This window comes from Streptomyces sp. NPDC048462, assembly GCF_043200175.1.
In the GTDB taxonomy this organism is placed as follows: domain Bacteria; phylum Actinomycetota; class Actinomycetes; order Streptomycetales; family Streptomycetaceae; genus Streptomyces.
Map to the genome: position 1 here is coordinate 1 of NZ_JBICXG010000050.1, position 24,043 is coordinate 24,043.

Annotated in this window: 26 protein-coding genes and 1 pseudogene; 7 read left to right on the top strand and 20 right to left on the bottom strand. The window is 72.6% G+C overall.

Features of this window, described 5'->3' with window-relative positions:
* Positions 1-312: 312 nt before the first annotated feature.
* Positions 313-1,329 carry a polysaccharide deacetylase family protein gene (locus tag ACGFU6_RS38355; RefSeq protein WP_393617189.1) on the bottom strand — a complete coding sequence of 339 codons (1,017 nt, stop codon included), beginning with the start codon at positions 1,327-1,329 and terminating at the stop codon, positions 313-315.
* 115 nt (positions 1,330-1,444) lie between these two features.
* Here ACGFU6_RS38355 and ACGFU6_RS38360 point away from each other — a divergent pair, with 115 nt between their 5' ends.
* The gene (locus tag ACGFU6_RS38360; RefSeq protein ID WP_393617190.1) at positions 1,445-2,737 is read left to right on the top strand and encodes a methyltransferase domain-containing protein; all 1,293 of its coding nucleotides are present in this window, start codon (positions 1,445-1,447) and stop codon (positions 2,735-2,737) included.
* A gap of 35 nt (positions 2,738-2,772) precedes the next feature.
* Here the strand turns inward: ACGFU6_RS38360 and ACGFU6_RS38365 are convergent, their stop codons facing one another.
* From ACGFU6_RS38365 to ACGFU6_RS38390, 6 genes and pseudogenes are all read right to left on the bottom strand, one after another.
* Positions 2,773-3,138, bottom strand: coding sequence for a hypothetical protein (locus tag ACGFU6_RS38365; protein ID WP_393617191.1), 366 nt, complete (start codon positions 3,136-3,138; stop codon positions 2,773-2,775).
* A 70-nt stretch (positions 3,139-3,208) separates the two neighbouring features.
* Positions 3,209-3,874 carry a hypothetical protein gene (locus tag ACGFU6_RS38370; protein ID WP_393617192.1) on the bottom strand — a complete coding sequence of 222 codons (666 nt, stop codon included), beginning with the start codon at positions 3,872-3,874 and terminating at the stop codon, positions 3,209-3,211.
* A 75-nt stretch (positions 3,875-3,949) separates the two neighbouring features.
* Positions 3,950-4,420, bottom strand: a complete 471-nt coding sequence (locus ACGFU6_RS38375) for a VOC family protein (RefSeq protein ID WP_393617193.1) — start codon at positions 4,418-4,420, stop codon at positions 3,950-3,952.
* Positions 4,421-4,484: 64 nt separating this feature from the next.
* Positions 4,485-5,820: pseudogene (locus ACGFU6_RS38380) on the bottom strand (RNA polymerase sigma factor).
* Between the two features lie 66 nt (positions 5,821-5,886).
* A complete protein-coding gene (locus tag ACGFU6_RS38385) occupies positions 5,887-6,243 on the bottom strand; it encodes a YciI family protein (RefSeq protein WP_123524149.1) in 357 nt (118 codons plus the stop codon).
* Positions 6,244-6,407: 164 nt separating this feature from the next.
* Positions 6,408-6,926: a hypothetical protein gene (locus tag ACGFU6_RS38390; protein ID WP_393617194.1), complete on the bottom strand. Its 519-nt coding sequence runs from the start codon at positions 6,924-6,926 to the stop codon at positions 6,408-6,410.
* Positions 6,927-7,094: 168 nt separating this feature from the next.
* Here ACGFU6_RS38390 and ACGFU6_RS38395 point away from each other — a divergent pair, with 168 nt between their 5' ends.
* Together ACGFU6_RS38395 and ACGFU6_RS38400 are read left to right on the top strand one after the other, a co-directional pair.
* Complete coding sequence (locus tag ACGFU6_RS38395; protein WP_393617195.1) at positions 7,095-7,787, top strand: TetR/AcrR family transcriptional regulator C-terminal domain-containing protein; 693 nt, start codon at positions 7,095-7,097, stop codon at positions 7,785-7,787.
* 31 nt (positions 7,788-7,818) lie between these two features.
* Complete coding sequence (locus tag ACGFU6_RS38400) at positions 7,819-8,526, top strand: TetR/AcrR family transcriptional regulator (protein WP_393617196.1); 708 nt, start codon at positions 7,819-7,821, stop codon at positions 8,524-8,526.
* Here the strand turns inward: ACGFU6_RS38400 and ACGFU6_RS38405 are convergent.
* Genes ACGFU6_RS38405 through tsaB form a run of 4 tightly spaced genes read right to left on the bottom strand, consistent with a single transcriptional unit; the run spans position 8,471 to position 11,021 of the window.
* A complete protein-coding gene (locus ACGFU6_RS38405) occupies positions 8,471-8,749 on the bottom strand; it encodes a hypothetical protein (protein WP_393617197.1) in 279 nt (92 codons plus the stop codon). The genes ACGFU6_RS38400 and ACGFU6_RS38405 overlap by 56 nt on opposite strands.
* Entirely contained in the window at positions 8,746-9,861 is a 1,116-nt protein-coding gene (gene tsaD, locus ACGFU6_RS38410; RefSeq protein ID WP_393617198.1) for a tRNA (adenosine(37)-N6)-threonylcarbamoyltransferase complex transferase subunit TsaD, read from the bottom strand. The genes ACGFU6_RS38405 and tsaD overlap by 4 nt, the downstream gene beginning before the upstream one ends.
* A 3-nt stretch (positions 9,862-9,864) precedes the next feature.
* The gene (gene rimI, locus ACGFU6_RS38415) at positions 9,865-10,377 is read right to left on the bottom strand and encodes a ribosomal protein S18-alanine N-acetyltransferase (protein WP_393617199.1); all 513 of its coding nucleotides are present in this window, start codon (positions 10,375-10,377) and stop codon (positions 9,865-9,867) included.
* Positions 10,374-11,021 carry a tRNA (adenosine(37)-N6)-threonylcarbamoyltransferase complex dimerization subunit type 1 TsaB gene (tsaB, locus tag ACGFU6_RS38420; RefSeq protein WP_393617212.1) on the bottom strand — a complete coding sequence of 216 codons (648 nt, stop codon included), beginning with the start codon at positions 11,019-11,021 and terminating at the stop codon, positions 10,374-10,376. The genes rimI and tsaB overlap by 4 nt, the downstream gene beginning before the upstream one ends.
* A 185-nt stretch (positions 11,022-11,206) precedes the next feature.
* Between tsaB and ACGFU6_RS38425 the strand changes: the two genes are divergently transcribed.
* Entirely contained in the window at positions 11,207-11,740 is a 534-nt protein-coding gene (locus tag ACGFU6_RS38425) for a hypothetical protein (protein WP_393617213.1), read from the top strand.
* A gap of 473 nt (positions 11,741-12,213) precedes the next feature.
* Here ACGFU6_RS38425 and tsaE read toward each other — a convergent pair whose 3' ends face one another.
* The 9 genes from tsaE to ACGFU6_RS38470 all read right to left on the bottom strand — a co-directional run bounded on the left by tsaE (position 12,214) and on the right by ACGFU6_RS38470 (position 20,827).
* Positions 12,214-12,792, bottom strand: coding sequence for a tRNA (adenosine(37)-N6)-threonylcarbamoyltransferase complex ATPase subunit type 1 TsaE (gene tsaE, locus ACGFU6_RS38430; protein WP_393617200.1), 579 nt, complete (start codon positions 12,790-12,792; stop codon positions 12,214-12,216).
* Positions 12,758-14,011 carry an alpha/beta fold hydrolase gene (locus ACGFU6_RS38435; RefSeq protein WP_393617201.1) on the bottom strand — a complete coding sequence of 418 codons (1,254 nt, stop codon included), beginning with the start codon at positions 14,009-14,011 and terminating at the stop codon, positions 12,758-12,760. Before ACGFU6_RS38435 ends, tsaE begins: the two co-directional genes overlap by 35 nt.
* Before the next feature lie 202 nt (positions 14,012-14,213).
* Positions 14,214-15,380, bottom strand: coding sequence for an alanine racemase (alr, locus tag ACGFU6_RS38440; protein WP_393617202.1), 1,167 nt, complete (start codon positions 15,378-15,380; stop codon positions 14,214-14,216).
* A gap of 73 nt (positions 15,381-15,453) precedes the next feature.
* Positions 15,454-15,840, bottom strand: coding sequence for a DUF488 domain-containing protein (locus ACGFU6_RS38445; protein ID WP_393617203.1), 387 nt, complete (start codon positions 15,838-15,840; stop codon positions 15,454-15,456).
* 37 nt (positions 15,841-15,877) lie between these two features.
* Positions 15,878-17,353 (bottom strand): NAD(P)H-hydrate dehydratase, encoded by a 1,476-nt coding sequence (locus tag ACGFU6_RS38450; RefSeq protein ID WP_393617204.1) that lies wholly within the window; start codon positions 17,351-17,353, stop codon positions 15,878-15,880.
* A 39-nt stretch (positions 17,354-17,392) separates the two neighbouring features.
* Positions 17,393-17,761: a holo-ACP synthase gene (locus ACGFU6_RS38455; RefSeq protein ID WP_393617205.1), complete on the bottom strand. Its 369-nt coding sequence runs from the start codon at positions 17,759-17,761 to the stop codon at positions 17,393-17,395.
* Positions 17,762-17,788: 27 nt separating this feature from the next.
* The gene (glmS, locus tag ACGFU6_RS38460) at positions 17,789-19,636 is read right to left on the bottom strand and encodes a glutamine--fructose-6-phosphate transaminase (isomerizing) (RefSeq protein ID WP_393617206.1); all 1,848 of its coding nucleotides are present in this window, start codon (positions 19,634-19,636) and stop codon (positions 17,789-17,791) included.
* A gap of 280 nt (positions 19,637-19,916) precedes the next feature.
* Positions 19,917-20,240: an NIPSNAP family protein gene (locus ACGFU6_RS38465; RefSeq protein WP_393617207.1), complete on the bottom strand. Its 324-nt coding sequence runs from the start codon at positions 20,238-20,240 to the stop codon at positions 19,917-19,919.
* Between the two features lie 35 nt (positions 20,241-20,275).
* Positions 20,276-20,827, bottom strand: a complete 552-nt coding sequence (locus ACGFU6_RS38470) for a GNAT family N-acetyltransferase (RefSeq protein WP_393617208.1) — start codon at positions 20,825-20,827, stop codon at positions 20,276-20,278.
* 51 nt (positions 20,828-20,878) lie between these two features.
* On the opposite strand from ACGFU6_RS38470, the gene ACGFU6_RS38475 reads away from it, so the two are divergent.
* From ACGFU6_RS38475 to ACGFU6_RS38485, 3 genes are all read left to right on the top strand, one after another.
* Positions 20,879-21,502: a TetR/AcrR family transcriptional regulator gene (locus tag ACGFU6_RS38475; protein ID WP_393617209.1), complete on the top strand. Its 624-nt coding sequence runs from the start codon at positions 20,879-20,881 to the stop codon at positions 21,500-21,502.
* A 536-nt stretch (positions 21,503-22,038) separates the two neighbouring features.
* On the top strand, positions 22,039-22,635 hold the full coding sequence (locus tag ACGFU6_RS38480) for a hypothetical protein (RefSeq protein WP_393617210.1): 597 nt from the start codon (positions 22,039-22,041) through the stop codon (positions 22,633-22,635).
* A gap of 8 nt (positions 22,636-22,643) precedes the next feature.
* A complete protein-coding gene (locus ACGFU6_RS38485) occupies positions 22,644-23,795 on the top strand; it encodes a S8 family serine peptidase (RefSeq protein WP_393617211.1) in 1,152 nt (383 codons plus the stop codon).
* The last annotated feature ends 248 nt before the right edge of the window (positions 23,796-24,043 follow it).

Below are 24,043 nucleotides of genomic sequence, written 5' to 3' on the forward strand. Positions count from 1 at the left end.
ATACGGCACACCGGAGGCGATGCGCCGCGCGTTCGTCAAGGCGCTGGGCACCGCACCCGCCGAGTACCGCAGACGGTTCGCCCCCCGGCCGCAGGGCCCCCCCCCCCCCCCCCCCCCCCCGGGGCCCCCCCCCCCCCCCCCCCCCCCCCCCCCCCCCGGCCCCCCCCCCCGGCCGGCTCGGCGGCGGGTTCACCCGCTGCGCGGCCTTGCGGCCGAGCCGTTCGATCGGGTCCACCGACTGCGCACAGCCGGTGGAGGCGGTCAGGAGCGCACCGGCGGCCAGCAGTCCGGCCAGCAGCCGGTGCGCCCTTGTCATGCGTAGTCCTCCAGCCGGGCCACGGCGTATCCCTTGTCCGTGATGACCTTCATGACGGCCCTGACCAGGTCGGGCATGGAGCCCTTCCAGTCCTTCTTGCCCCGGAAGTGCGTGAGGATGATGTCTCCGGGGTGCAGGTCCTGGTCCTCCTCCCGCCACTCCATGTGGTCGGGGAAGGCCTCCGCCGACCACAGGGGCACGGCGGTGATGCCGCAGGACTTGGCGATCCGCAGGGTGTCGCCGTTGTAGTTGCCGTACGGCGGCCGGAAGAGCCGGGGGCGCTCGCCGAACTGCTTCTCGATGATGTCCTGCTGGTCGCAGATCTCCTGCTTCTGCTCGTCGTAGGAGAGACCGGGCAGATAGCGGTGGTTGAGCGTGTGGTTGTTGAGGGTGACGCCACGGGCCTGCGCGTCCTTGAAGTACCCGTAGTCGTCGCGCACCAGGTAGTCGCTGAGGAAGGCGCTGTACGGGATGTTCAGGTCCGACATCATCCGCAGCAGCTCGGGGTCCTTGTCGTCCCCGTCGTCCATCGTCAGGAAGACGATCTTCTCCTTGGTCGGGACGGTGGTGAAGACCGGCGGCAGCGAGTCGTCACCGCCCTCGACCTCGAAGCCCTTGCGGGTGGTGATGTGCGGCTTCACCGCGGGCGGGAGGGGCGCCGCCAGCGGGGTGCCCGCCAGGCCCCACTTCTTGGCGGCGACCGCGCGGGCGGCCTGGGCGAGGCGCGCCTTCTCGGCCCGGGCGGCGCGGGTGCCCGCCGCGCCCGCGTTGCCGGCCGGACCGCCCGGCTGCCCGGTGAGGGCCTTGGCCCCCTGCTCGGGGGCCCCGGCGGTGGTGCGGCTGTCGGTGCCGGCCGCGCAGCCGGAGCCGACCGCGGCGACCAGGAGTGCGGCCAGGACCGCGTAGCCGGGCCGGCGCCGCAGGTATCCCCGCCCGCGCCCGGCCGCGCCCCGCCGCCCCTGCCGCTGCTCCTGCTGCCCCTGCGTGGCCTGTCCCGGTCTGCGCCTGTTCATGATGGAGTCTTCCTTTTGTCGTACAAGCTGCATGGCGCCGCATACTGCCAGTCCGTGACCGGGCTCCCGGGCCGACACCGCCGCCGGACCCGCACGGTCCCCCGGCTGGCTCACAATGGGGCAGGTGAACGCTCTCGCCCCGACCGGCCCGCCCGACGACCCCGGCCAGCCCGACGCCCCCGACGCGTCCGGCGCCCCCGACCCATCCGGCCCCCTCGCCGGCTTCCTGGCCCTGCGCACCCCGGAGGGTGCCGAGCTGCTGGCCGGGCTGCGCTCGTACGACCCCGCCGCCGAACTCGCCACCGCCACCCGGCTGCGCCGCACCCACCCGGCCGGCCTCGTCTCGGCGGCGCTGGGGCAGGCCCGGCTGCGGCAGCGGGCGGTGGCTAAGTTCGGCGCCGAGGACGCGCACCGGATGTTCTTCACGCCCGACGGGGTGGAGCAGGCGACCCGCTCCTCGGTGGCGGCCCACCGCGCCGGACGGTTCGCGGGCGCCGGCGTGCGCAGCGTCGCCGACCTCTGCTGCGGGATCGGCGGCGACGCCATCGCGCTGGCCCGTGCCGGGATCTCCGTCCTCGCCGTGGACCGCGACCCGCTGACCGCCGAGGTCGCGAGGGCCAACGCGGCCGCGCTCGGCCTGGACGAGCTGATCGAGGTGCGGTGCGCCGATGTCACGGAGATCGACACCTCGCCCTACGACGCGGTGTTCGTCGACCCGGCCCGCCGGGGCGGCCGGGGCCGGATCTTCGACCCGGAGGCCTACTCCCCGCCGCTGTCCTGGGCGACCGCCGCCGCGCTGAGGGCCCCGAGGGCCGCACTGAAGATCGCCCCCGGCGTCCCGCACGAGGCGATCGGCCCGCAGGCGGAGGCCGAGTGGATCTCGGACGGCGGGGACGTGAAGGAGGCGGTGCTCTGGTTCGGCGAGGGCTTCGAGGCCGGCTCGTACCGCGCCACCCTGCTCCCGTCGGGCGCCGGCCTGTCGGCCCCGGCCGCGCTGCCCGCCCCGCCCGTCGGGCCGGTGGGCCGGTATCTGTACGAGCCGGACGGCGCGGTGATCCGGGCCCACCTGGTCGCGGACATCGTGCAACGGTGCGGCGGCCGGCTGATCGACGGGATGATCGCGTACGTCACGAGCGACGAGCTGTACGACTCCCCGTACACCGCCGGGTACGAGATCACTGATCAGCTGCCGTTCAACATGAAGCGGCTGAAGGCGCTGCTGCGGGAGCGGAAGGTCGGCGTCCTGACGGTCAAGAAGCGCGGTTCGCCGGTCGAACCGGAGGAGCTGCGAAGGAAGATGAAGCTCCAGGGCCCGAACCGGGCCACGGTCTTCCTGACCCGGGTCGCGGACGCCCCGACGATGCTGATCGGCCACCCCGTGACCGGCCCGGAGGCAGGCCTCGGCTGACGGCGGGGCCGGCCGGGCCGCCCCGGCCGGCTGCCCTATCCGAGGTCGGTCAGCTCGTCGGCGTACACCTGCGAGAGCGGCTGCGGGCCCACGTACTGCTGGCAGTTGCACTGCCCCGACTCGAAGCGGACCGGCTTCTTCTGTTCGTCCCAGGCGGTCGGCACCTCGACCAGCTCATGGCACTTGCCCTGCTTGTCGTGCTTGGCGAGGTGGTGCGTGCAGCCGCAGACCGGCTCCGGCGGCTTGTGCGCCGCCTCTACGGCCAGTCGTTCCCGCTTGTCTGCCTCCAGGAGTTCCAGCCTGCGCTCGTGCCGATTGCGCAACGCCGTACGGCCGTTGTCGACCAGCCAGCCGAATCCGCCCGTCCAGAAGATGATCAGCAGCCACCAGTACCACTCCATGACACGCCCTCCCCCTGAGTCCTTCGTGCACGCGCCGTTCTTCGTGTACGCGCCAAGGATAGGACCGGAGTCAGCGGTGCGCCCCGCCTCCGGAGGAGATCAGCGTGTAGGGCGCGGGCGCCCCGATCAGCACCCGCATCACCCAACGCCGGTGCAGGAGAGCCTTGGTGACGCCGATCAGGCCGATGAGCCAGCCGATGAGGCCGAGTCCCATGACGAGGGCCATCAGGCCGTAGGTGTCCTGCCCCCGGACCGCTCCGGCCGGAACGGCGACGCAGGCGTACAGCCCGCACGCGCAGAGCAGGAAGGAGAGCAGCAGCCAGACCAGGCTGGTCCCGGGCAGCCGGAGCGCGCGGTCGGCCACCGGGTCGCGGTCCAACTCGCCCCACTGCGCGAGCAGTCGGCGGATCAGTACGTCACGGCGCAGCCCGAAGACGACCAGGATGACGGCCGGCACCAGGCAGCACCCGCCCAGGACGAGGAGGACCAGGCCGATGATGGCGCTGATGACGTCGTACGACTCCTCGAAGGTGATGAACGCCGTGCTGATCAGCGACCAGCCGAGGGCGACGAGCGCACCCCAGAGCCACAGCAGCCCGAGCCGCCCGGGGCCCAGGTGCTTCTTCACCAACTCGCCCAGAAGCAGGGCCCGGTCGGCGAGCAGCGCTCCCCGGTCGGGCCAGGTGCGTATCTCCACGGGCGGCGGGGGCGGGGGCAGCGCTGAACGGCGGGACATGGGCGAGACCCTACCGAGTCCGCCGGGCCCCGCGGGCCCGGACCGCCGCCCCGTGCCGTACGCCGGGCCGGCCGCTCAGGCGTTGCGCAGGGCCTCGATGTCGAGCCGCTTCATGCCGAGCATCGCCTTCATCGCGCGGGCCGCCTTCTCCGGGTCCGGGTCGGTCAGGGCGTCACCGAGGCCGGGCGGGACGATCTGCCAGGAGACGCCGAACCTGTCCTTGAGCCAGCCGCACTGGCTCTCCTGTCCGCCGTCCGCGGTGAGCTTGTCCCACAGCTCGTCCGCCTCCTCCTGGGAGGCGCATTCCACCGAGAGGGACACGGCCTCGCTGAAGGGGAACTCGGGGCCGCCGTTGAACGCGATGTACTCGGTGCCCTCCAGTTGGAAGCGCACGGTCATCACGGCACCCGCCTCGCCGGGTGACGACGCCGTCCAGCGGGTCACGTCCAGGACCCGGGAGTCGCCGCCGACGACCGAGATGTAGTGGTCGGCGGCCTCCTCGGCCTGGTTGTGGTCGAACCACAGGAACGTGGTGATCTTCTGCATGGTCCTTCTCCTCACACGGTGGTGCGGACGGTCGTGCAGGGTAGACCGGCCACGGGGCCGGAACTCATCGGCCGCTCCGGTCCAGGTGCGCCGCCCGGTCCAGCAGCATCGCCCGTTCCCGTTCGTTGCGGGTCAGCTCCGCCGCCCGTACGAACTCGGCGCGCGCCTCGTCCGTACGCCCCACCCTGCCCAGCAGATCCCCCCGGACGCTCGGCAGCAAGTGGTACGCCTTGAGGGCGGGGTCCGCGGCCAGGGCGTCGACCAGGGCCAGACCGGCCGCCGGGCCCTCGGCCATGGAGACGGCGACGGCACGGTTGAGCTCGACGACGGGTGACGGGGTCAGGGCGGCGAGGCGGTCGTAGAGCGCCGCGATGGCGGCCCAGTCGGTGTCCTCGTACCGGGCCGCACGGGCGTGGCAGGCGACGATCGCGGCCTGCAGCGCGTACGGGCCCAGCGCCTGCCCCGCCGTGGCCGCCCCGGTGCCCGTGTTCCGGTCCGCCGCCCGGTTCGCGGTCTCGCCCGCCCGGAGCAGTGCGGCGAGGCCGCGGCGGATCAGCAGCCGGTCCCAGCGGGCCCGGTTCTGGTCGGCGAGCAGCACCGGCGCCCCGTCCGGCCCGGTCCTGGCGGCGGTGCGCGAGGCCTGGAGCTCCAGCAGCGCGGCCAGTCCGTGCGCCTCGGGCTCCTGCGGCATCAGGCCGGCCAGCACCCGGGCCAGGCGCAGCGCGTCCTCGCAGAGTGCCGGGCGCAGCCAGTCGTCCCCGGCGGTCGCGGCGTAGCCCTCGTTGAAGACGAGGTAGATGACCTCCAGCACCGATCCGAGCCGGGCCGCCCGCTCGGGGCCGTACGGCACCTCGAAGGGGACGGCGGCCCGGCCGAGCGTCCGTTTGGCCCGGACGATCCTCCCCCATGGCTTAACGCATGGGAGGTGCCCCCTCGGCGACGGTCGGCTCGGGGGCGAGGAAGGCGCGGGCGATCTCCTCGGTGGTGAGGCCGCCCAGCAGCCGCAGGGTGAGGGCGATCCGCGCCTCGGTGGAGAGCACCGGATGGCAGGAGGTGAAGATCAGCCGGAGCAGGTCGTCGTCGATGTCGTCCGGGTCGGCCGGGACGGGTTCCGGGGCGTGGCCCGGCCCGTGCGGGTCGCGGCCCATCTCGGCCAGCTTGCGGGCGTACGTCTCGCGGCGCCGCACCAGGTCGACGGCGCGGTGCCTGGCGGTGGCCATGAGCCAGGCTCCCGGGTTGTCCGGAACACCCGACTCCGGCCACTGCTCCAGCGCGGCGACCAGGGCGTCCTGCGCGAGCTCCTCCGCGATGCCGACGTCCCGCACGATCCGGGCGACACCCGCGATGATCCGCGCGGACTCGATCCTGAACACCGTCTCAACCGCGCTCGCTGCCGTCACGGCCACCCATCAGAGCAGCCGCACCGGACCCCGGCAAGCGCGGCCGGGCCGGTGGGCGGCGGTCGCTCAGGGTTCGTCGATGGCGCGGACCTCGCAGGTGACGTTCCAGCTCTCCGGGTGGACCCGCAGGAAGCGCCGGGCCCATTCCAGCGCCTCCTCCTTGTCCTTGCACTGGAGGATGGCGTACCCGCCGACGACCTCCTTGGTCTCGGTGAACGGCCCGTCGGTGTAGCTGAGGGCGCCCCCGGACCAGTGGACGCGGGTGGACCCGGCGGTCGGGGCGAGCCCGGCGGTGTCCAGCATCACCCCGGCCTTGTTGATCTCCTCGAACAGGGCAGACACCCGTTCGTCGAAGCCTGGGTCGGGCTCGAATCCGGCGGCGGCCTGCTCGTCGAGACGGATGAGTGACATGAAGCGCGGCATGGTGGCTCCTCGGTCGGGAGGACGGGGGCTCTCCCCGGCTCTCACCCCTGCGTCGAACGGGACACGGCCGGATCGACACCTCCCGCGAAATTCTTCTGAGATTTCTCCGGTGCCGCCACCGGGATGCCCGGGTGCCGCCACCGGGACGGGTGCCGGCGCGCCGCTCAGACGAGGGAGACGGCGGCCAGCGCGACGGCGGCGCCGCCGAAGACCACCGCGTTGCGCAGCCGGGCCTGGATGCCCACCCAGCAAGGGAAGGCCGCCTCGGCGGCTCGGAGGAAGGGGGCGACCTCGACGCGCACAAGCTCCGGGTCGCCCTTGCGGCGGAAGGCGGCTTCCACGGACTTCACCGCGGTGAGGTTGCTGTGGACTATCGCCGCGTTCATCAGCAGGACCAGCGAGCAGAAGATCCAGGTCAGCAGCCGGGCCTGCCCGGCACCCGCGAAGTTCAGGGCGGCGGTGGCGATCATCACCGCGGCGACGGTCACCGGGGCCGCGGTCTCGTGGCCGCCGGCGTCGAACCGTATCCCGTTCTCCTCCAGCACCTCGGGGCGGACGTCCTGGCGGTGGAGCTCGGCCACGGCGGCAGCCTTCGCGGCCGGACCGAAGCAGTGGCGGACGACCGGAATGCTGACGAAGGCGGCGGCGACGAGCAGTTGCATGGTGGCGGCGAGGTTGCTCACGGGAGGACTCTCCTTCGACTTGCACTAAGTTCAACTCGCTGACGAGAAGGACCGTAGCCCGCATCCCGGACGCCACGCAAGCCCTTCTTGAACTTTGTGCAAGTCGACCGTCGAACTGTGCGCAAGGCCGCTCTTGAACTTTGTGCAAGTACTGCGTACCGTGAGGTCATGCCTCGCGACACGCTCACCCGGGACCAGATCGTCCGCACCGCTGTCGAGCTCCTGGACACGGATGGTCTCGAAGGGCTGAACATGCGCGCTCTGGGCAAGCGGCTCGACTCCGCCGCCACGGCCGTGTACTGGCACGTGAAGAACAAGGACAATCTCGTCCTGCTCGCCACCGACCGGGTGTGGGGCGAGCTCGGGCTGCCGGATCCGGGCACGGCCGGCTGGCGCACCGCGGCCTCGGCCATGGCCACCGACCTGTACGGGATGTTCGTCCGACACCCCTGGCTGGTGCAGGTCCTCGCCGCACACGTCGTCTACGGCGACGGCAAGGCCCGCCACGACGACCACAGCCTCGCCGTCTACGAGGCCGCCGGTTTCACCGGTGACCGGGCCGACCGGGCCGCGGCCACCGTCTTCACCTACGTCCTCGGCAACGCGTCCGGCATAGCCGCGACCGCCTCGCTCACCCGGGGACACGACACGGACCGCACCGCCGTCGAGGCGCGGTTCGAGGAGGCCATGGCCAAGGCACGGGAGATCGCCATGCGTTACCCGCGCCTGCGCGTCCGGCTGGAAACCCCGGCGGCGGCCGAATACGCCGCCGCCCCCGACCAGACCTTCGAGTTCGGCCTCCGGGCCCTGCTCGACGGCCTGGAGCAGGACCTCACGGCACGGCAGAAGCAGCCGCAGTAGCACTCCGGGACCGGGCGGGGACAATGGCCGGGTGCCAGGGACAGAGAAGAATCCGCCGGGGCCGAAGCGGTCCGTGGGGCGTCCGCGCCGGCTCGACCCGGACGCCATGGTCGCCACCGCGCGCCGCATCATCGAGGACGAGGGCCTGAGCGCCCTGAGCATGCGGCGGGTGGCGAAGGAGCTCGGCTCCACCCCGATGGCGCTCTACCACTACGTCCAGGACAAGGACGAGCTGCTGATGCTCACCCTGTCCGGGACGGCGGCCGCCTTCCCGCGCCCGGAGCTGCCCGCCGACCCGCGCGAGCGGCTGACCGCGGTCGCCGCGCACATGCACGAGATCCTCGCGCGGATCCCCTGGGTGCTCGACGTCCTGGCGCTGGGCGAGCTGACCGACCGCAACGCGCTGTGGATGGTCGAGGAGATCATCGACTGCGCACTCGCCTGCGGCCTCTCCCCCGCGCGGGCGGTACGCCTCTACCGGACGGTCTGGAGCTATGTCTACGGCGACCTGGTCTTCCGCCGGGCGGCCGACAGGCGCGCCGAGCACCCGCCGTCCAAGAGGTACTTCCCCGACATGGTCACCGAGGAGGACGCGGCGGAGCTGCCCCGGCTCACCGAGATCAAGGGCGACTGGCGCGCGTACGCCGCCGACTACGACGTGGTGGACGAACTCGACGCGATCATCACCGGCCTGCTGACCCGAGGGACTCGAAGCGCCAGCGGTGCACCGGCCGGGTGACGATCCCCGCGTCCGGCTCGGGCAGCTCCGGCAGCTCGTCGCCGTACGCGCCCTCCCACCAGGTGATGACCAGGACCCGGTCCTGCGGGGCGCGCAGCAGCTCGCTGCGCAGCGGGGGCCGGGCCAGCTCGCCCGCGCGGGCGCGCGCCCACTCCAGCAGCTCCGCGCCCCGGCCATCGGTGGCGCGGGCCTCCCACATCAGGGCGACGGTCGCGGCACTCATGAGTAGAGGTTGTCCTTGCTGATCTCGTGCACGTGGTCGTGATCGTGGGTGTGGCCGTGGCCGTGGGCGGTGCCCGGTACGTGGGTCTCGGTCACCGGCAGCGAGGAGTCGGCCGACAGCTCCAGGTCGGAGGGCGGCCGGTTGCGGGCCACCATCTCCGCGCCCAGGGCGGCGACCATCGCGCCGTTGTCGGTGCACAGGCCGGGGCGCGGCACCCGCAGCCGGATGCCGGCGCGCTCGCAGCGCTCCTGGGCGAGTGCCCGCAGCCGCGAGTTGGCCGCGACCCCGCCGCCGATCATCAGGTGGTCGACGCCCTGGTCCTTGCAGGCGCGGACGGCCTTGCGGGTGAGCACGTCCACCACGGCCTCCTGGAAGGACGCCGCCACGTCCCGTACCGGCACCTCCTCGCCGGCCGCGCGCTTCGCCTCGATCCAGCGGGCGACGGAGGTCTTCAGGCCGGAGAAGGAGAAGTCGTACGCGGGGTCGCGCGAGCCGGTCAGACCGCGCGGGAACGCGATGGCCTTCGGGTCGCCCTCCCTCGCCAGGCGGTCGATGACCGGGCCGCCGGGGAAGCCGAGGTGCAGCACCCGGGCGATCTTGTCGAAGGCCTCGCCCGCCGCGTCGTCGATGGTCGCGCCGAGCGGCCGTACGTCGTTGGTGATGTCGGGCGCCAGCAGCAGCGAGGAGTGCCCGCCGCTGACCAGCAGTGCCATCGTCGGCTCGGGCAGCGGACCGTGCTCCAGCTGGTCGACGCAGATGTGCGAGGCGAGGTGGTTGACCCCGTACAGCGGCTTGTTCAGCGCGTACGCGTACGCCTTGGCCGCCGAGACGCCGACGAGCAGGGCGCCCGCCAGTCCCGGGCCCGCGGTGACGGAGATGCCGTCGAGGTCGCGGCCGCTGACCCCGGCCTCCTTCAGGGCGCGCTCGATGGTCGGGACCATCGCCTCCAGGTGCGCGCGGGAGGCGATCTCCGGGACGACGCCGCCGAAGCGGGCGTGCGTGTCGACACTGGAGGCGACGGCGTCGGCGAGCAGCGTCGTCCCGCGGACGATGCCGACACCGGTCTCGTCGCAGGAGGTCTCGATACCGAGTACGAGGGGTTCGTCAGCCATCAGTCAGATCTCTGTTTCCTGTACGTGCCCCGGTACGTCTTCGTGTACGTGGAGGCGCATGACGAGTGCGTCGATGTTGCCGGGCTGGTAGTAGCCGCGACGGAAGCCGATCGGTTCGAAGCCGAAGCGTTCGTACAGCTTCTGCGCCCGGGTGTTGTCGACGCGTACTTCGAGGAGCACCTCGGCGCACTCGAAGGCCGTGGCGTGCTTCAGCAGGTCGGTCAGCAGCTCGGAGCCGAGGCCGCCGCCCCAGTGGTCGCGGGAGACGGCGATCGTCTGTACGTCCGCGAGGTCACCGGCCGCGGCCAGGCCCGCGTATCCGACGATCCGGCCGGTGGCCGGGTCCTCCGCGACCACGTAGCGGCGGGTCGCCTGCGGGCCGCGGGCGTGGGCCAGCTCGGACCAGAACATGCCGGGCGACCAGGCGTCGTCCGGGAACAGCTCGTGTTCGAGGTCGAGCACCGGGTCGATGTCCCACCAGCGCATCTCGCGCAGTGCAGCGGTCGCGGTGGTCACTTCGGCGTGACCACCTTGTAGTTCTTCGGGACCTGCGCGTCGGGCCTGCGGAGGTAGAGCGGCTGGGGCGGCAGCATCTCGGCGCCCGAGGCGAGCCGTTCGGCGGCGAGGGCGGCCAGGGCGCCGGCCGCGAGGTGCTCGGGGCCGCGCGCGTCCGGGAACGCCTCGGGGTAGAGCACCGCGCCCGCGCCGGCCACCGGAAGGCCCGCGAGCTGTCCGGCGATGTCGGCGGGCCGGTCGACGGCGGGTTCGCCGGTCCGGGTGCGGGGGTCCTCGTACCGCGCCCAGTAGACCTCCTTGCGGCGGGCGTCCGTCGCGACGGCGAACGGTCCCTCGATGCCGGCCTGTCCGGCGGCGTACGCGAGACCGTCCAGGGTGCACAGCCCGTGCACGGGCACGGAGAGCACCGATCCGAACGTCGCGGCCGTCACCAGGCCGACCCGCAGGCCGGTGTACGGGCCGGGGCCGACGCCCACGACCACGTCCGTCACGGCGTCGAGTTTCACCCCGGCCGCGGCGAGGACCCGGTCGACGGCGGGCAGCAGCAGTTCCCCGTGCCTCCGGGCGTCGACCTGAGCGGACTCGGCGACGACACGGGTCCCGTCGTACAGGGCGACGGTGACGGCGGGGGTGGCGGTATCCATAGCGAGCAAGAGCACGCAAACAGCCTACGGCTCCGGCGCGGGGGCGACCGCGCCCCGTACGGCGTCCCGGACCCGGGGGCCGCTGCTGCTACCGTCACCGGGTATACGCGGAGTACGTGTAAACGCTTGTACGACAACCAACGGTGAAAGAGGCGCGCACGGTGTCAAGGGGCAGCTCGGGAATCGTGGTCGCGCTCACCGCGGCGGCCGTGGCCGCGGTGAGCTTCCTGGCCTACCAGGCGTCGGCGAACGCCCCCGACACCGTCGCCCCGAAGCCGAAGGCGTCCAGCAGCTCACCGGCCACGGGCCACACCAAGCCGAAGCCGGCGAAGGACCCGCTCGCGGTGCCGGGCTCGTCGGGCACCGGGGCGCGGGTGGTCTACGCGCTGGCTGACCGGCGGGTGTGGCTGGTGGACGCGAAGGGCAAGTCGTCGCGGACCTTCAAGGTCATGCCGAGCGCGGTCAGCGCCCTGCCCGGGACGTACCGGGTCACCTCGCGCTCCGGCAGCGTGACCGGCTCCGACGGGGTGCCGATCGAACACGTGGTGCGGTTCGCGACGACCAAGGACGTGGCCATCGGCTTCAGCGCCGCGCAGGACGGCTCGATGGCGAGCCCGGACCCGACGCTGAAGGCGGGCGGCGTACGGATGTCCCGTGCGGACGGCAACGCGGTGTGGACGTTCGCCACGGTCGGCGCGAAGGTCGTCGTCATCCCGTAGCCGGCTCAGCCGGTTGCTCCGGGCCGCGTCCGGTCACTCCAGATACGGCGTCCGGCTACTTCAAGCACGGCGTCCGGCCAATCCAAGCCCGTCCGGCGACTGGACGTCCTTGGCCCCGGCCGGCACCAGCGCCCGGCTTCCGTTCTCAGGCTCCGGACCGGCTTGACGTGTCGGCGGTACCGGGACGGCCGGGGGTGCCGGACGGCTCCGTGCCGTCCGACGGGGCAGAAGCAGGGCGTTCCGCGTCCGGCGGAGTGGACACCGCCGTCGCCGCCGCCCCCGCCGCCAGCAGATCACTCATCGTTACCGCCCGCGGGGGCCGCACGTCACTCTCGGATGTCGGCATGGACGCCTCCTGGGCTCCGGTGGAAGGCACGGTTAGGCAGACCTAACCTGCTCTCGCCCTCCATGTCACCACGCATGCCCCGCCCCGCGCAACAATTTGCCGACACCACGTCGGAAAGAGGCGTCGCTCAGGTCCCGGAAGGCCCGTCGTCCCCGTCCGTCACCCACGGTTCCCACGGCGCGAGACGCAGCCCCGCCCAGCGCGCGCCCACGCCCACCAGCGTCACCGCGCGCCGCTCGTCGTCCGTGTCACCGACCGCCCGGTCGATCAGCACCTGGAGCCGGTCGTCCGCCAGCTCCTCGACCTTGCCGTCGCCCCACTCGACGACGACCACCGATTCCGGCAGCGACACATCGAGGTCCAGGTCCTCCATCTCGTCGAGCCCGCCGCCCAACCGGTAGGCGTCGACGTGGACCAGCGCCGGGCCGTCCCCCAGTGGCGGGTGGACGCGGGCGATCACGAACGTGGGGGACGTGACGGCGCCGCGCACCCCCAGGCCCTCACCGAGGCCGCGGGTCAGGGTGGTCTTGCCGGCTCCGAGCTCGCCGGTGAGCATCACCAGATCGCCGGGGCGCAGCACGCCGGAGATCCGGCGGCCCAGGGCCTGCATCTGTTCGGGGGACTGGACGGCCAGCCTCACGCTGACGGTGCCGGACGCGTTCGCGGCGGTCTCAGCGGCCGCCGGGCTGTTGTGCGGTGCTTCCATGCCCGCCAACGTTAGAGGATTCCGGTACGGCTCCGGCCCGCACCAGCAGGTCGGCCAGCCGGTCGGTGACCGTCTCCGGGTGCTCCAGCATCACCAGGTGCCCGGCGTCCGGGACGATGACCAGCTCCGCGTCGGGCAGCCGGTCCGCGATCGCCTCGCTGTGCGAGCTGGGCGTCACCAGGTCCTTGTCCCCCGCCAGGATCAGCACCGGGACTTCGAGGAACAGGGGCAGCGCGGCGCTCTTGTCGTGGTCGGTGAAGGCCGGGTAGAACTCCGCGACCACATCGATCGGCGTGGACTCGATGAGGCGCTCGGCGAACCGCTCGACCGCCGGGTCCACGTCCCGCGAACCGAACGAGTACCGCTTGATGAGCCCCGCGAACAGGTCCGCGGTCGCCCGCCTGCCCCGCTCCACCAGCTCCGCCTGCGAGCCGAGCGCCTTCAGCACCCCGGGCAGCACCCGCCGCACCGCGTTCACGCCCGCCACCGGCAGCCCGAAGCTGACCTCCCCGAGCTTCCCGCTCGACGTGCCGACGAAGGCGACGGCGGCGACCCGGTCACGCATCAGGGCCGGGTACTGGTCGGCGAGCGCCATGATCGTCATGCCGCCCATCGAGTGCCCGACCAGCACCACGGGGCCCTCGGGCGCGGCCGCGTCGATGACGGCCTTGAGGTCGCGGCCGAGCTGGTCGATGCCGACGTGGACGCCCTGGGCCTGGGCCCGGCCGCGCTCCGAGCGGCCGTGGCTGCGCTGGTCCCAGTGGACGGTGCGCACGAGGCCGCGCAGGGCCGCGCGCTGGAAGTGCCAGGAGTCCTGGCTGAGGCAGTAGCCGTGGCTGAAGACGACCGTGACCGGGGCGGGGGCCTTGCGCCCGAAGAGGCGGCGCCTGCGCGGACCGGTGGCGTTGCCCGCGGGCGTACCGCCGGTGCCGGTGCCGCCGCCGGGTTCGACCTCGTCGATCTCGTAGTACAGCTCGGTGCCGTCGTCGGCGGTCGCCCGGCCCGGCAGCCCGCGCAGCGAGCCGTACGGCCCGGAGGCGTCCAGCGCCAGCCGGGCCCGCTTGCGCATCCCCCGGCCGACCGTGAGGCGCTCGACCGCGACACCGGCGGCGGCGCCCGCCGCGATCACGCCTATGGCGGCGCCGGCGACCCCCGCCCGGCGCCAGCCGACCGTCGAGGCGGCCGTCGCCATCGCGTCCCCCGCGCTGATCTCGCTCACCGTGCCGCGCTCCTCGTGGGTCGTGTCCTTCGGGTCGGGGCCGGCCCGATCACATCAGCTCCGATCAGATCGGCCCCGGTCTGATCAGCTCCGGTCCGATCAGCTGCGATCCAATCAGCTCCGACCGGATCAGCCCCGGTCCAATCTGCTCCGATCTGATCAGACCGAATCTGATCGTGCCCGGTCAGGAAGGCATCCTCGGTCAGGACCCGGCCGACTTGCCGTCCGCCGCCCCGTCCCGGTAGACGCGTGGTACCCGGGCGCCGATCCGGGTGACGATCTCGTACGCGATCGTGTCCGCCGCCCGCGCCCAGTCCTCGGCGCTCGGCTCGCCCCGGTCCCCCGGGCCGAACAGCACCGCGTCGCTGCCCTCCGCGACCACGTCCCCGCCGAGGTCGACGACGAACTGGTCCATGGCCACCCGGCCCGCGACCGTCCGCCGGACGCCGCCGACCAGGACCGGGCCGCGGCCCGACGCGTGGCGCGGGATGCCGTCCGCGTACCCCACCGGCACCAGGCCGAGCGTGGTCTCGGCCGACGTCGTGTAGTGGTGCCCGTAGCTGATGCCGTGCCCGGCCGGCACCTGCTTGACCAGGGCGACCGAGGCGGCGAGCGTCATCACCGGACGGAGTCCGAAATCGGCCGGGGTGCCGAGTTCGGGGCTGGGCGAGATGCCGTACATGGCGATCCCGGTCCGCACCAGGTCGAAGTGCGACTCGGGGACGGTCAGCGTCGCCGGGGAGTTGGCGATGTGCCGCACCTCGGGCTCCACGCCGGCCTTCTCGGCGTACGCCACCATGTCGCGGAACACGTCCAGCTGGGCGGCGATGGAGGGGTGTCCGGGCTCGTCGGCGCAGGCGAAGTGGGACCAGAGGCCGGTGATCCGGACGGTGCCGGCCTGCTCGGCGGTGCGGGCGGCGGCGACCAGCCCGGGCCAGTCGGCGGGCTGGCAGCCGTTGCGTCCGAGGCCGGTGTCGGCCTTGAGCTGGATGCGGGCGGGGCGGCCGGCCGAGGCTGCCGCCGCGGTGACCTCGCGCAGCGCCCACATGCCGCTGACCGAGACGTCGACATCGGCCTCGATCGCCTCGCGCCAGGGCCCGCCGGGCGTCCACAGCCAGCACATCACCCGGCCGCCGAGCCCGGCCGCGCGCAGCGCCAGCGCCTCCTGCGGCGTCGCGGTGCCCAGCCAGGTCGCCCCGGCTTCGAGCGCGGCGCGGGCGCAGGGCACCGCGCCGTGTCCGTACGCGTCGGATTTGACGACGGCCATGAGCTGCGCGCCGGACGCCCGGGCGCGCAGGACGCGCACGTTGGCGCGGAGTGCGGCGAGGTCGATCTCGGCACGGGCTCTCAAGGACGCTGTCTCGTTCATCGCGCCCAGTGTCTCAGAGCCGTGCGGCGCGGCCCCCGGGCGCCGCTCGTCGCAGGGCGCACCGGATGCCGGGTCAGGTGCGGTGCAGCTCGTGTTCCAGGTGGTCGACGAGGACCGGTACGTGGCTGTGCGGTACGTCCTTGACCGCCGTGACGAGGGTCACCGGGCCGCCGTCGCGGACCAGTGCGACGAGTTCACCGACGGCCTCGGTGTGTACGGGGTCGGCCAGTTCGGCACGGTAGCGGTCGACGAAGTCGTCGTAGCGGGTGCCGGAACGGTCCTCGTGGTACCAGGAGCGAAGTTCCTTCGACGGGGTGAGGTCCTTGAGCCATCTGTCGATCGCGGCGCGCTCCTTGGCGACCCCGCGCGGCCAGAGCCGGTCGACCAGCACACGGGTGCCGTCGCCGTCCTCCTGCGGGTCGTACACCCGGCGCACCCGCACGTCACCGCCGCCGCCCACGCCGATCACTCCCTCGCTCGGGTCCTCCCAGCATCACTCAGGCCCGTACGTCCCGCCAGGCCGCCCGGATCGCCTCCGCGACGTCCTGGGCGGCGACCGGGGAGCCGTCCGACGCGTGCCGGGCCGCGAGGCCGTGGAGGTGGGCGCCGACGGACGCCGCGTCACGCGGGGCGAGGCCGGCGGCGAGCAGCGACCCGGTCAGTCCGGAGAGCACGTCGCCGCTGCCCGCGGTGGCGAGCCAGGACGTGCCGGTCGGGTTGACCCGCACGGGGGCGTGCGGGTCGTCGGTCGCGACCAGCGTCGTCGAGCCCTTGAGCAGGACCGTGGCGCGAAACCGGGAGGCGAGTTCGCGTACGGCGTCGAGCCGCCCCGCCTCGACCTCCTCGCGCGGGACGCCGAGCAGCGCCGCGGCCTCCCCGGCGTGCGGGGTCAGGACGGTGGGGGCGGTGCGCGCCCGTACGGCGGCGGCGTCCAGCAGCCGCAGCCCGTCCGCGTCGACCAGCACCGGGACGTCGGCGGCCAGCACGTCGGAGACCGCCTCGACGGCGTCCGTCCCGTCGCCCAGCCCCGGACCGACGACCCAGGCCTGCACCCGGCCGGCCTTCGACGGCGGGCCCGCGTGGACCAGGGTCTCCGGATGCCGCGCGATGACCGCGTCGGCCCCCGGCCCGACGTAGCGCACCGCACCGGCCCCGCCGCGCAGCGCCCCGGAGACGGCCAGCACCGCCGCGCCCGGATAGCGCGCCGATCCGGCGGCGATGCCGACGACGCCGCGCCGGTACTTGTCGCTCTCGGCGCCCGGTACGGGCAGCAGCGCGGCCACGTCCGCGTACTGGAGCGCCTCCAGGTCGGGCACGTCCGGCAGTTCGGCGCCGAGCCCGATGTCGACGAGGTGCAGCGCCCCGGCCCGTTCGGCGGCCGGGTCGATGAGCAGCCCCGGCTTGTACGCCCCGAAGGTGACGGTCGCGTCCGCGCGGACGGCGTCCCCCAGCACCTCGCCGGTGTCGGCCTCGACGCCGCTGGGCAGGTCGACGGCGAGGACGGGTGCGTGGTGAGCCGTGTAGCGGGCGACGAGCTCGGCGGCGCCGGGCCGCAGTCCGCCGCGTCCGCCGATGCCGGTGACGGCGTCGACGACGAGGTCGACGCGCCCCGCCCAGTCCCGGTGCATGCTCGTCGCCGGGAGGTCGGCGCCGTCCACCACCCGGCCGCCCGCTGCGCGCAGCGCCCGGCTGCCGCCCTCGTGGGCCCGGCCCGGGGAGACCCGTACGGCCAGCACCCCGGCCCCGCGCCGGGCGAGCCGGGCGCCCGCGTACAGCGCGTCGCCCCCGTTGTCGCCGCTGCCGACGAGGAGGACGACCCGGGAGCCGTAGACCCGGCCGCCGCGCCGCAGCAGGTCGGCGCAGGCGGCGGCGAGGCCGGCGGCGGCGCGCTGCATCAGCGTGCCCTCCGGGAGCCGTGCCATGAGGGCTTGTTCGGCGGCCCGTACGGTCGAGACGCTGTAGGCGGTACGCATGGCTCCAACGTACGCAGGAATCGCCCGCCACGCCCCGGCTCAGCCCTCCGCGATCACCACGGCGGATGCCACCCCCGCGTCATGGCTGAGCGATACGTGCCACTGCCGTACGCCCAGTTCGGCGGCGCGCGCGGCGACCGTGCCGCTCACCCGCAGCCTGGGCTGTCCGCTCTCCTCGACGTACACCTCGGCGTCCGTCCAGAGCAGCCCGCCGGGGGCGCCGAGCGCCTTGGCGAGCGCCTCCTTGGCGGCGAACCGCGCGGCCAGCGAGGCGACCCCCCGCCGCTCGCCGTCCGGAAGCATCAACTCACTTTCCAGGAAAAGGCGTTGGGCCAAATTCGGCGTACGCCGTATCGCCGTGTCGAACCGCTCGATCTCCGCCACATCGATCCCGACCCCGATGATCACGTAACCGCCCCACTCACTTCATCGCACTCATTCCACGGTGACGGACTTCGCCAGATTGCGCGGCTGGTCCACTTCGTTGCCGCGGGCCGTCGCCAGCTCGCAGGCGAAGACCTGGAGCGGAACGGTGGCGACCAGCGGCTGGAGCAGCGTAGGCGTTGCGGGAATCCGGATGAGGTGGTCGGCGTACGGGACGACCGCCTCGTCGCCCTCCTCCGCGATGACCACGGTGAGCGCGCCCCGGGCCCGCATCTCCTGGATGTTCGACACGATCTTGCCGTGCAGCACCGAGCGCCCGCGCGGCGACGGCACCACCACCACGACCGGCAGGCCGTCCTCGATCAGCGCGATCGGCCCGTGCTTGAGCTCACCGGCGGCGAACCCCTCGGCATGCATGTACGCGAGTTCCTTGAGCTTCAACGCGCCTTCCAGGGCGACCGGGTAGCCGACGTGCCGGCCGACGAAGAGCACCGTGTCGTGGCCGGCCAGTGACCGCGCCAGCGCCCGCACCGGCTCCATCGTGCCCAGGACCCGCCGGACCTCGCCGGAGATCTCGGAGAGCTGGCGGATGACGGTACGGATCTCGTCGCCCCACTTGGTCCCCCGGACCTGGCCGAGGTAGAGCGCGACGAGGTAGCAGGCGACGAGCTGGGTGAGGAACGCCTTGGTGGAGGCGACGGCGACCTCGGGCCCGGCGTGCGTGTAGAGGACGGCATCGGACTCGCGCGGGATGGTGGACCCGTTGGTGTTGCAGATGGCGAGGACCTTCGCGCCCTGCTCGCGGGCGTGCCGCAGCGCCATCAGGGTGTCCATCGTCTCGCCGGACTGCGAGATGGCGATGACGAGGGTGCGCTGGTCCAGGATCGGGTCCCGGTAGCGGAACTCGCTGGCCAGCTCGGTCTCGCACGGGATGCGGGTCCAGTGCTCGATGGCGTACTTGGCGATCATCCCGGCGTGGAACGCGGTCCCGCAGGCGACGATCACCACCTTGTCGACCTCGCGCAGCTCGCTCCGGGTGATCCGCACCTCGTCGAGGTGGAGGGTGCCCTCCGGGTCGATCCGGCCGAGGAGGGTGTCCGTGACGGCCTTCGGCTGCTCGGCGATCTCCTTGAGCATGAAGGAGGGGTAGCCGCCCTTCTCGGCGGCGGACGCGTCCCAGTCCACGTGGTACGGAAGCACCTCGGCGGGGCGCCCGTCGAACCCGGTGACGACGACGCCCTCCCGGCGCAGTTCCACCACCTGGTCCTGGCCCAGCTCGATCGCGGACCGGGTGTGCGCGATGAACGCGGCGACGTCGGAGGCGAGGAACGCCTCGCCCTCCCCGACTCCCACCACGAGCGGCGAGTTCCGCCGGGCCCCGACCACCACGTCGGGCGCGTCGGCGAACACGGCGACGAGCGTGAACGCCCCTTCGAGCCGCCGGCAGACCCGCCGCATCGCCTCGGCCGGGTCGGGGTCGTCCGCGTACGCCTCGGCGAGGAGGTGGGCAACGACCTCGGTGTCGGTCTCGGAGACCAGCTCGTGGCCGCGCCCGGTCAGTTCGGAGCGCAGGGCGGCGAAGTTCTCGATGATCCCGTTGTGCACGGCGGCGACGCGTCCCGCGTTGTCGAGGTGCGGATGGGCGTTGACGTCGGTGGGCCCGCCGTGTGTGGCCCAGCGGGTGTGGCCGATACCGGCGCTCCCGGCCGGCAACGGCCGCTCGACCAGCAGCTTCTCCAGGTTGACGAGCTTCCCGGCCCGCTTCGCGGCGGCCAGCCCGCCATTGGCGAGGACGGCGATCCCGGCGGAGTCGTACCCCCGGTACTCCAGCCGCTTGAGGCCCGCGACGACGACGTCCTGCGCCGACTGCCCACCGACGTATCCGACGATTCCGCACATAACGGTCCCTTCATGGACATCCGCTTACGTTCCTCGCATAGTCGCAGAAGGTTCCGCCATTTCAGGCCCACGTCGGCCACTTCGAGCCTGTCCGGTCGCCCCGCACCCGCATCGCGCCGAGCAGCCGGTGTACTGGTCGTCTCCACGGGTAGGTGGGACAGCGACCCGAGCAGCGCAGTAGGGGCCACTCATACTTTGAGTGGCCCCTACTGCGCTGTCCGCCCCAGGAGAGCCCGTGGCCTCCCGGGCCCCTCCGATCCTCAGCAACCAGGACCGGCGGTCACACCGACACACCCTCGGCCGGACCGGCCGGGCGCAGGAAGGTGCGGTCGAAGCGTCGGATGCAGCGGGTCTCCGCGCTGAGACGCCAGAGACGCTGGGCCTCGGGGTCGTCGCGGATCGCGGTGCGGTAGGCCTCGTAGGCGGCCAGGCTGGAGAAGGAGAAAAGGGCGTAGGCGATGTCGCTGGCGCCTTCGTGCGGCAGGAAGCAGCCGTGGTGCGTGCCGCCGTGGCGGGTGATGACGGGGACCCAGCCGGTGACGTAGGCCTCGAAGTCGTCGATGCGGGTGGAGTCGATCTCGTAGCGGAGGTGGCAGGTGACCACGGGTGGGGCCTCTCGCGTCGCAGGGGAGCAGGGGTTCAGTGATTCCCGGGCGGCCATTCGGGGGCGAGGAGGGACCACACCTGTTTGTCGTGGCGCTCGCCGGCGTAGGGCCAGGCCTCGCGGCGGACGCCCTCCAGGGACATGCCCAGGCGCTTGGCCACCGCCGCGCTGCGGTGGTTGTCGGCGCGGCAGTGCCACTCGGCCCGGTGCAGCCCGCGCTCGTGGAACGCCCAGTCCAGCAGGGCGGTGCAGGCGGGGGTGACCAGGCCCTTGCCTTCCGCCGAGGGCTCCAGCCAGCAGCCGAGCTCGCACCAGCCCATGGCGGCCTGGAAGTCGGTGAACATTGCGCCGCCCACCAGCTCACCGTGCAACCAGATGCCATACAGCCGGGCGGTGTCGCGGGCCTGCCGTTCGGCGTACCTGGCGAGGGTGGACCGTGCGCCCTCGACATCGGTGGTGACGAAGGTCGGGCCCACCCAGGGACGGATGTGGTCGCGGGCGCGGTCGAGGTGGCCGGCGAACGCGTCGGCGTGCCAGACCTCCAGCGGGGCGATACGGGCGTCATCGCTCAGCGGCAGCGAGAACATGGATGCCTCCCTGATTACATAACAAGTGTTGCGTGAATGTAGCGTAGGAGGATGCCGCGTTCCAAGGGAGATCACGAAAGCCACCGCCGCGAGGTCTCCGAGGCGGTGTGGCGGGTCATGTCCACGGGCGGCTTCACCGGTCTGTCGATGCGTGCCGTCGCCGGCGAACTCGGCTCGACCACCGGCTTGTTGACCCACTACTTCGCCAGCAAGCGCGCGCTGGTGAAGTACGCGCTCGACCTGCTGGAGCAGCGCACTGCCGCCCGCCCGCGGCGCGAGGCGGGCGGCGGCCTGGAGGGCCTGCGGGCAGCCCTGCTGGACATCCTGCCGCTGAACGCGGACGCCGTGGCAGGCAACCGCATCTGGGTGTCCTCATGGGATTCAGCGCTCGCCGACCCGCAGCTGTGCGGTGACCACGCGCGCAGATACGCCGACGGCCGTGGCGTGCTGGCCGCACGGGTGGCCGAGGCGCAGGACGTGGGCGACCTGCCCCCCGGGGACCCGGACCGTATTGCCGCATCGGCGCAGTCGTTCGCACTCGGCCTGGTGGTGCAGGCGCTGCTGGACCCGGCCGCGTTCCCTCCGGATCACCAGACCGCGTTGCTCGACGACTACCTGACCGCACTCGCTCGCAGTCCCATCACGTCACCCGGGCAACCGGCCGACGGAACCTGACGCCGCAGGCTCAGGACAACCCGACGCCGGTCCCCAACCGGCCTGTCATAGGCTCACCCGGGCCGCCGGGAGGCGGACCACGAGGAGGCGGGGCAGCCTCCACAAATACCGGGGCTTCAGGGCCCCGTGTCAGAAACGGGTCGTCCTACCGCACGCCGCCCGGAGACCCAGGCGCAGCAAATCCGTACAACCAGCAGCCTCAGCAGAATGGTTGGCAGCAGCCACCGGCACAGGGCGCGCCTGGACAGGGATACCAGGGGCATCAGGGGTACCAGGGATATCCGGGCCATCAGGGGTATCAGCCCCCGCAGCCTCCACCCGTACCTCAGCAGCAGATACCGTACGGCGCACCCACCCCTCCCGGGGCCTCCGGCCGTGGCGGCGGCACCGCCCTGCGCGCCGTCCTGGGCATCGTCGGTGCCCTGCTCCTGATCGGCGGCGGAGGACTGGCCGCACACGCCTACAGCAACAGCCGGCAGGAGATCGACAACACCGCCTACGGCGAGGACCTCTGGCGCAACGAGGCGGCCGACACCGTGCTGCCGGACACCATCGGGGCCCGCTCGGGGGCATACGACGGCGCGCTCACCACTCCCCGGAATGCCCAGTGGCGGCGGCTCGGCCTTTCCTCGGACACCTCCTGCGCCTCGGGCCTGTCCGGCAAGACCCGTGCCAAGGCAGCAGAGTTGGACTGCGAGGCGGTTCTGCGTGCCACCTATGTGGACCCGACAGGCAACCAGCTGGCGACAGTCGTCATCGTCGTCCTCCCCATCGCGGGCGGAGACGCGGACACGTCCGCCAAGAAGCAGCTCGGCGCGTTCTTCACGAGCCGGGACGGGATCGAGGGCGCGGTGAACGTACTTCCCGTAAAAGGCACCTTGGCGGCTCGCTGGACCAATGACGCACGCAACGCCGCAGCGCTCGAACCGGTCAGCGGCGACAGCATGCACTACGCCATCGGCGTGACCCTGGGCGCGGTGGACGGCCTGTGGGCCGGGCACCTGCCCGGCACCTTCGGCGAGGACGACAGCGACGGACGCTCGGACCGCAATGCGTGGCAGGGCGACGCGGAGGGCCTCGTCAGCACCTTCGACGCCCACCTCTCGGATCTGCAGCTGAGTGGAGTGAAGTGACCGTGAATATGAGGAGTACACACACGACGAAGGCGCGGGACGCGGTCCTGGGCACAGCGCTCACCGCCCTCCTGTGCGCACTGGCCACGACACCCGCGTCCGCCGCGCAGAGCACCCCGGCGGGCTGGGAGTCGATCGCCCTCAGGGTGGACTCGGCGCAACGTCTCAGCAAGGGCAAGGCGATCACCGTCGCCGTCCTGGACACGGGCGTCCAGGCGGACCACCCCTCGCTCAAGGGCCACGTGACCACCGGCCCCGACTTCTTCGACGACGGCGCGAGCGAGGACAGCGACAACTGGGGCCTTCACGGCACTGCCATGGCCTCGGCCGTCCTCAAGGTCGCGCCTGAGGCCAACATCCTCTCCGTGCGTGTTCTCGACGAGTCGAAGAAGAAGGACAGAACCGTGTCGGGGAGCACGAGTCCGATCGCCAAGGGCATCGAGTACGCGGTCGATCACGACGCCGACGTCATCTCGCTCTCCTTGGGAGACGCCGGGAATTTCGTGCAGGACTACAACGCCGATGAGGCTTACGCCATCGGGCAGTCGGTCAGCCGCGGCGTCACCGTGCTCGCCAGTGCGGGCAACAGCGGTGACGAGGACAACTCCGGCTCGTATCCGGCGGGTTATCCCAGCGTGATCTCGGTGGCGGCCACGGGACAGGACGGTGCGCGCGCCTCCTTCTCCACGGTGCGCTCGCACAACGCGGTGGCCGCGCCGGGAGTGGGCATCACCATGGCCAAGAAGTCCGGCGGATTCACAACGAAAGACGGGACGTCCCCGGCCTGCGCCCTCACCGCCGGTGTCGTCGCGCTCATGCTCTCCCACAACCCGAAGCTGACCCCCGCCCAGGTCCGCTCGGCACTCACGACAACAGCCCACCACCCCGAGGGGGGCCGCGACGCCCTGGTCGGCTACGGCCTGATCAACGCTCCGGCCGCCGTCCTGGCCGCCGCTTCCCCGGCCAAGGACCGTACGACCCCGGTGAAGTACACGGGGAAGGAACACTTCGGAACCCCGACCGGCACATCGAAGGTGACGCATCCCGCCATGGAACAGGGCATCTGGCTGTCGGGCCTCGGCGCGGCAGGAGGCGGCCTGGTGCTCGTCCTGGTCGCGATCTTCGTGGGGCGTCGACGGAGGACGGGCCCGCGAAGCTGACCGTTGGCCCGCATACCGGTGGGCGCTGACATCGGGGTTCGATGCGGCGCTCGCCGGCAAGCTGGCACAAGGTTGGTTCGATGACCTACCTGCGGCGGCCCAGGCGCTTGCTGGACTCGGTCCCCTTGTCGAATCTCTCCCCTGCCCAATTCATAAGGGCTTGCCGGGAATCAACACGTCGGTTTGATCTTGTTTTTGTCGAGGTCGAGGTATCTCGCGATGTCAGTCGGTGTGCGGAAGCGGGCGGT

What these genes read in the sequence shown, in the direction of transcription:
- ACGFU6_RS38355 (WP_393617189.1), bottom strand. Translation starts at nt 1,329, where the DNA reads ATGAACAGGCGCAGACCGGGACAGGCCACGCAGGGGCAGCAGGAGCAG.
- ACGFU6_RS38360 (WP_393617190.1), top strand. Translation starts at nt 1,445, where the DNA reads ATGGGGCAGGTGAACGCTCTCGCCCCGACCGGCCCGCCCGACGACCCC.
- ACGFU6_RS38365 (WP_393617191.1), bottom strand. Translation starts at nt 3,138, where the DNA reads ATGGAGTGGTACTGGTGGCTGCTGATCATCTTCTGGACGGGCGGATTC.
- ACGFU6_RS38370 (WP_393617192.1), bottom strand. Translation starts at nt 3,874, where the DNA reads ATGTCCCGCCGTTCAGCGCTGCCCCCGCCCCCGCCGCCCGTGGAGATA.
- ACGFU6_RS38375 (WP_393617193.1), bottom strand. Translation starts at nt 4,420, where the DNA reads ATGCAGAAGATCACCACGTTCCTGTGGTTCGACCACAACCAGGCCGAG.
- ACGFU6_RS38385 (WP_123524149.1), bottom strand. Translation starts at nt 6,243, where the DNA reads ATGCCGCGCTTCATGTCACTCATCCGTCTCGACGAGCAGGCCGCCGCC.
- ACGFU6_RS38395 (WP_393617195.1), top strand. Translation starts at nt 7,095, where the DNA reads ATGCCTCGCGACACGCTCACCCGGGACCAGATCGTCCGCACCGCTGTC.
- ACGFU6_RS38405 (WP_393617197.1), bottom strand. Translation starts at nt 8,749, where the DNA reads ATGAGTGCCGCGACCGTCGCCCTGATGTGGGAGGCCCGCGCCACCGAT.
- tsaD (WP_393617198.1), bottom strand. Translation starts at nt 9,861, where the DNA reads ATGGCTGACGAACCCCTCGTACTCGGTATCGAGACCTCCTGCGACGAG.
- tsaB (WP_393617212.1), bottom strand. Translation starts at nt 11,021, where the DNA reads ATGGATACCGCCACCCCCGCCGTCACCGTCGCCCTGTACGACGGGACC.
- tsaE (WP_393617200.1), bottom strand. Translation starts at nt 12,792, where the DNA reads ATGGAAGCACCGCACAACAGCCCGGCGGCCGCTGAGACCGCCGCGAAC.
- alr (WP_393617202.1), bottom strand. Translation starts at nt 15,380, where the DNA reads ATGAACGAGACAGCGTCCTTGAGAGCCCGTGCCGAGATCGACCTCGCC.
- ACGFU6_RS38450 (WP_393617204.1), bottom strand. Translation starts at nt 17,353, where the DNA reads ATGCGTACCGCCTACAGCGTCTCGACCGTACGGGCCGCCGAACAAGCC.
- glmS (WP_393617206.1), bottom strand. Translation starts at nt 19,636, where the DNA reads ATGTGCGGAATCGTCGGATACGTCGGTGGGCAGTCGGCGCAGGACGTC.
- ACGFU6_RS38470 (WP_393617208.1), bottom strand. Translation starts at nt 20,827, where the DNA reads ATGTTCTCGCTGCCGCTGAGCGATGACGCCCGTATCGCCCCGCTGGAG.
- ACGFU6_RS38475 (WP_393617209.1), top strand. Translation starts at nt 20,879, where the DNA reads ATGCCGCGTTCCAAGGGAGATCACGAAAGCCACCGCCGCGAGGTCTCC.
- ACGFU6_RS38485 (WP_393617211.1), top strand. Translation starts at nt 22,644, where the DNA reads ATGAGGAGTACACACACGACGAAGGCGCGGGACGCGGTCCTGGGCACA.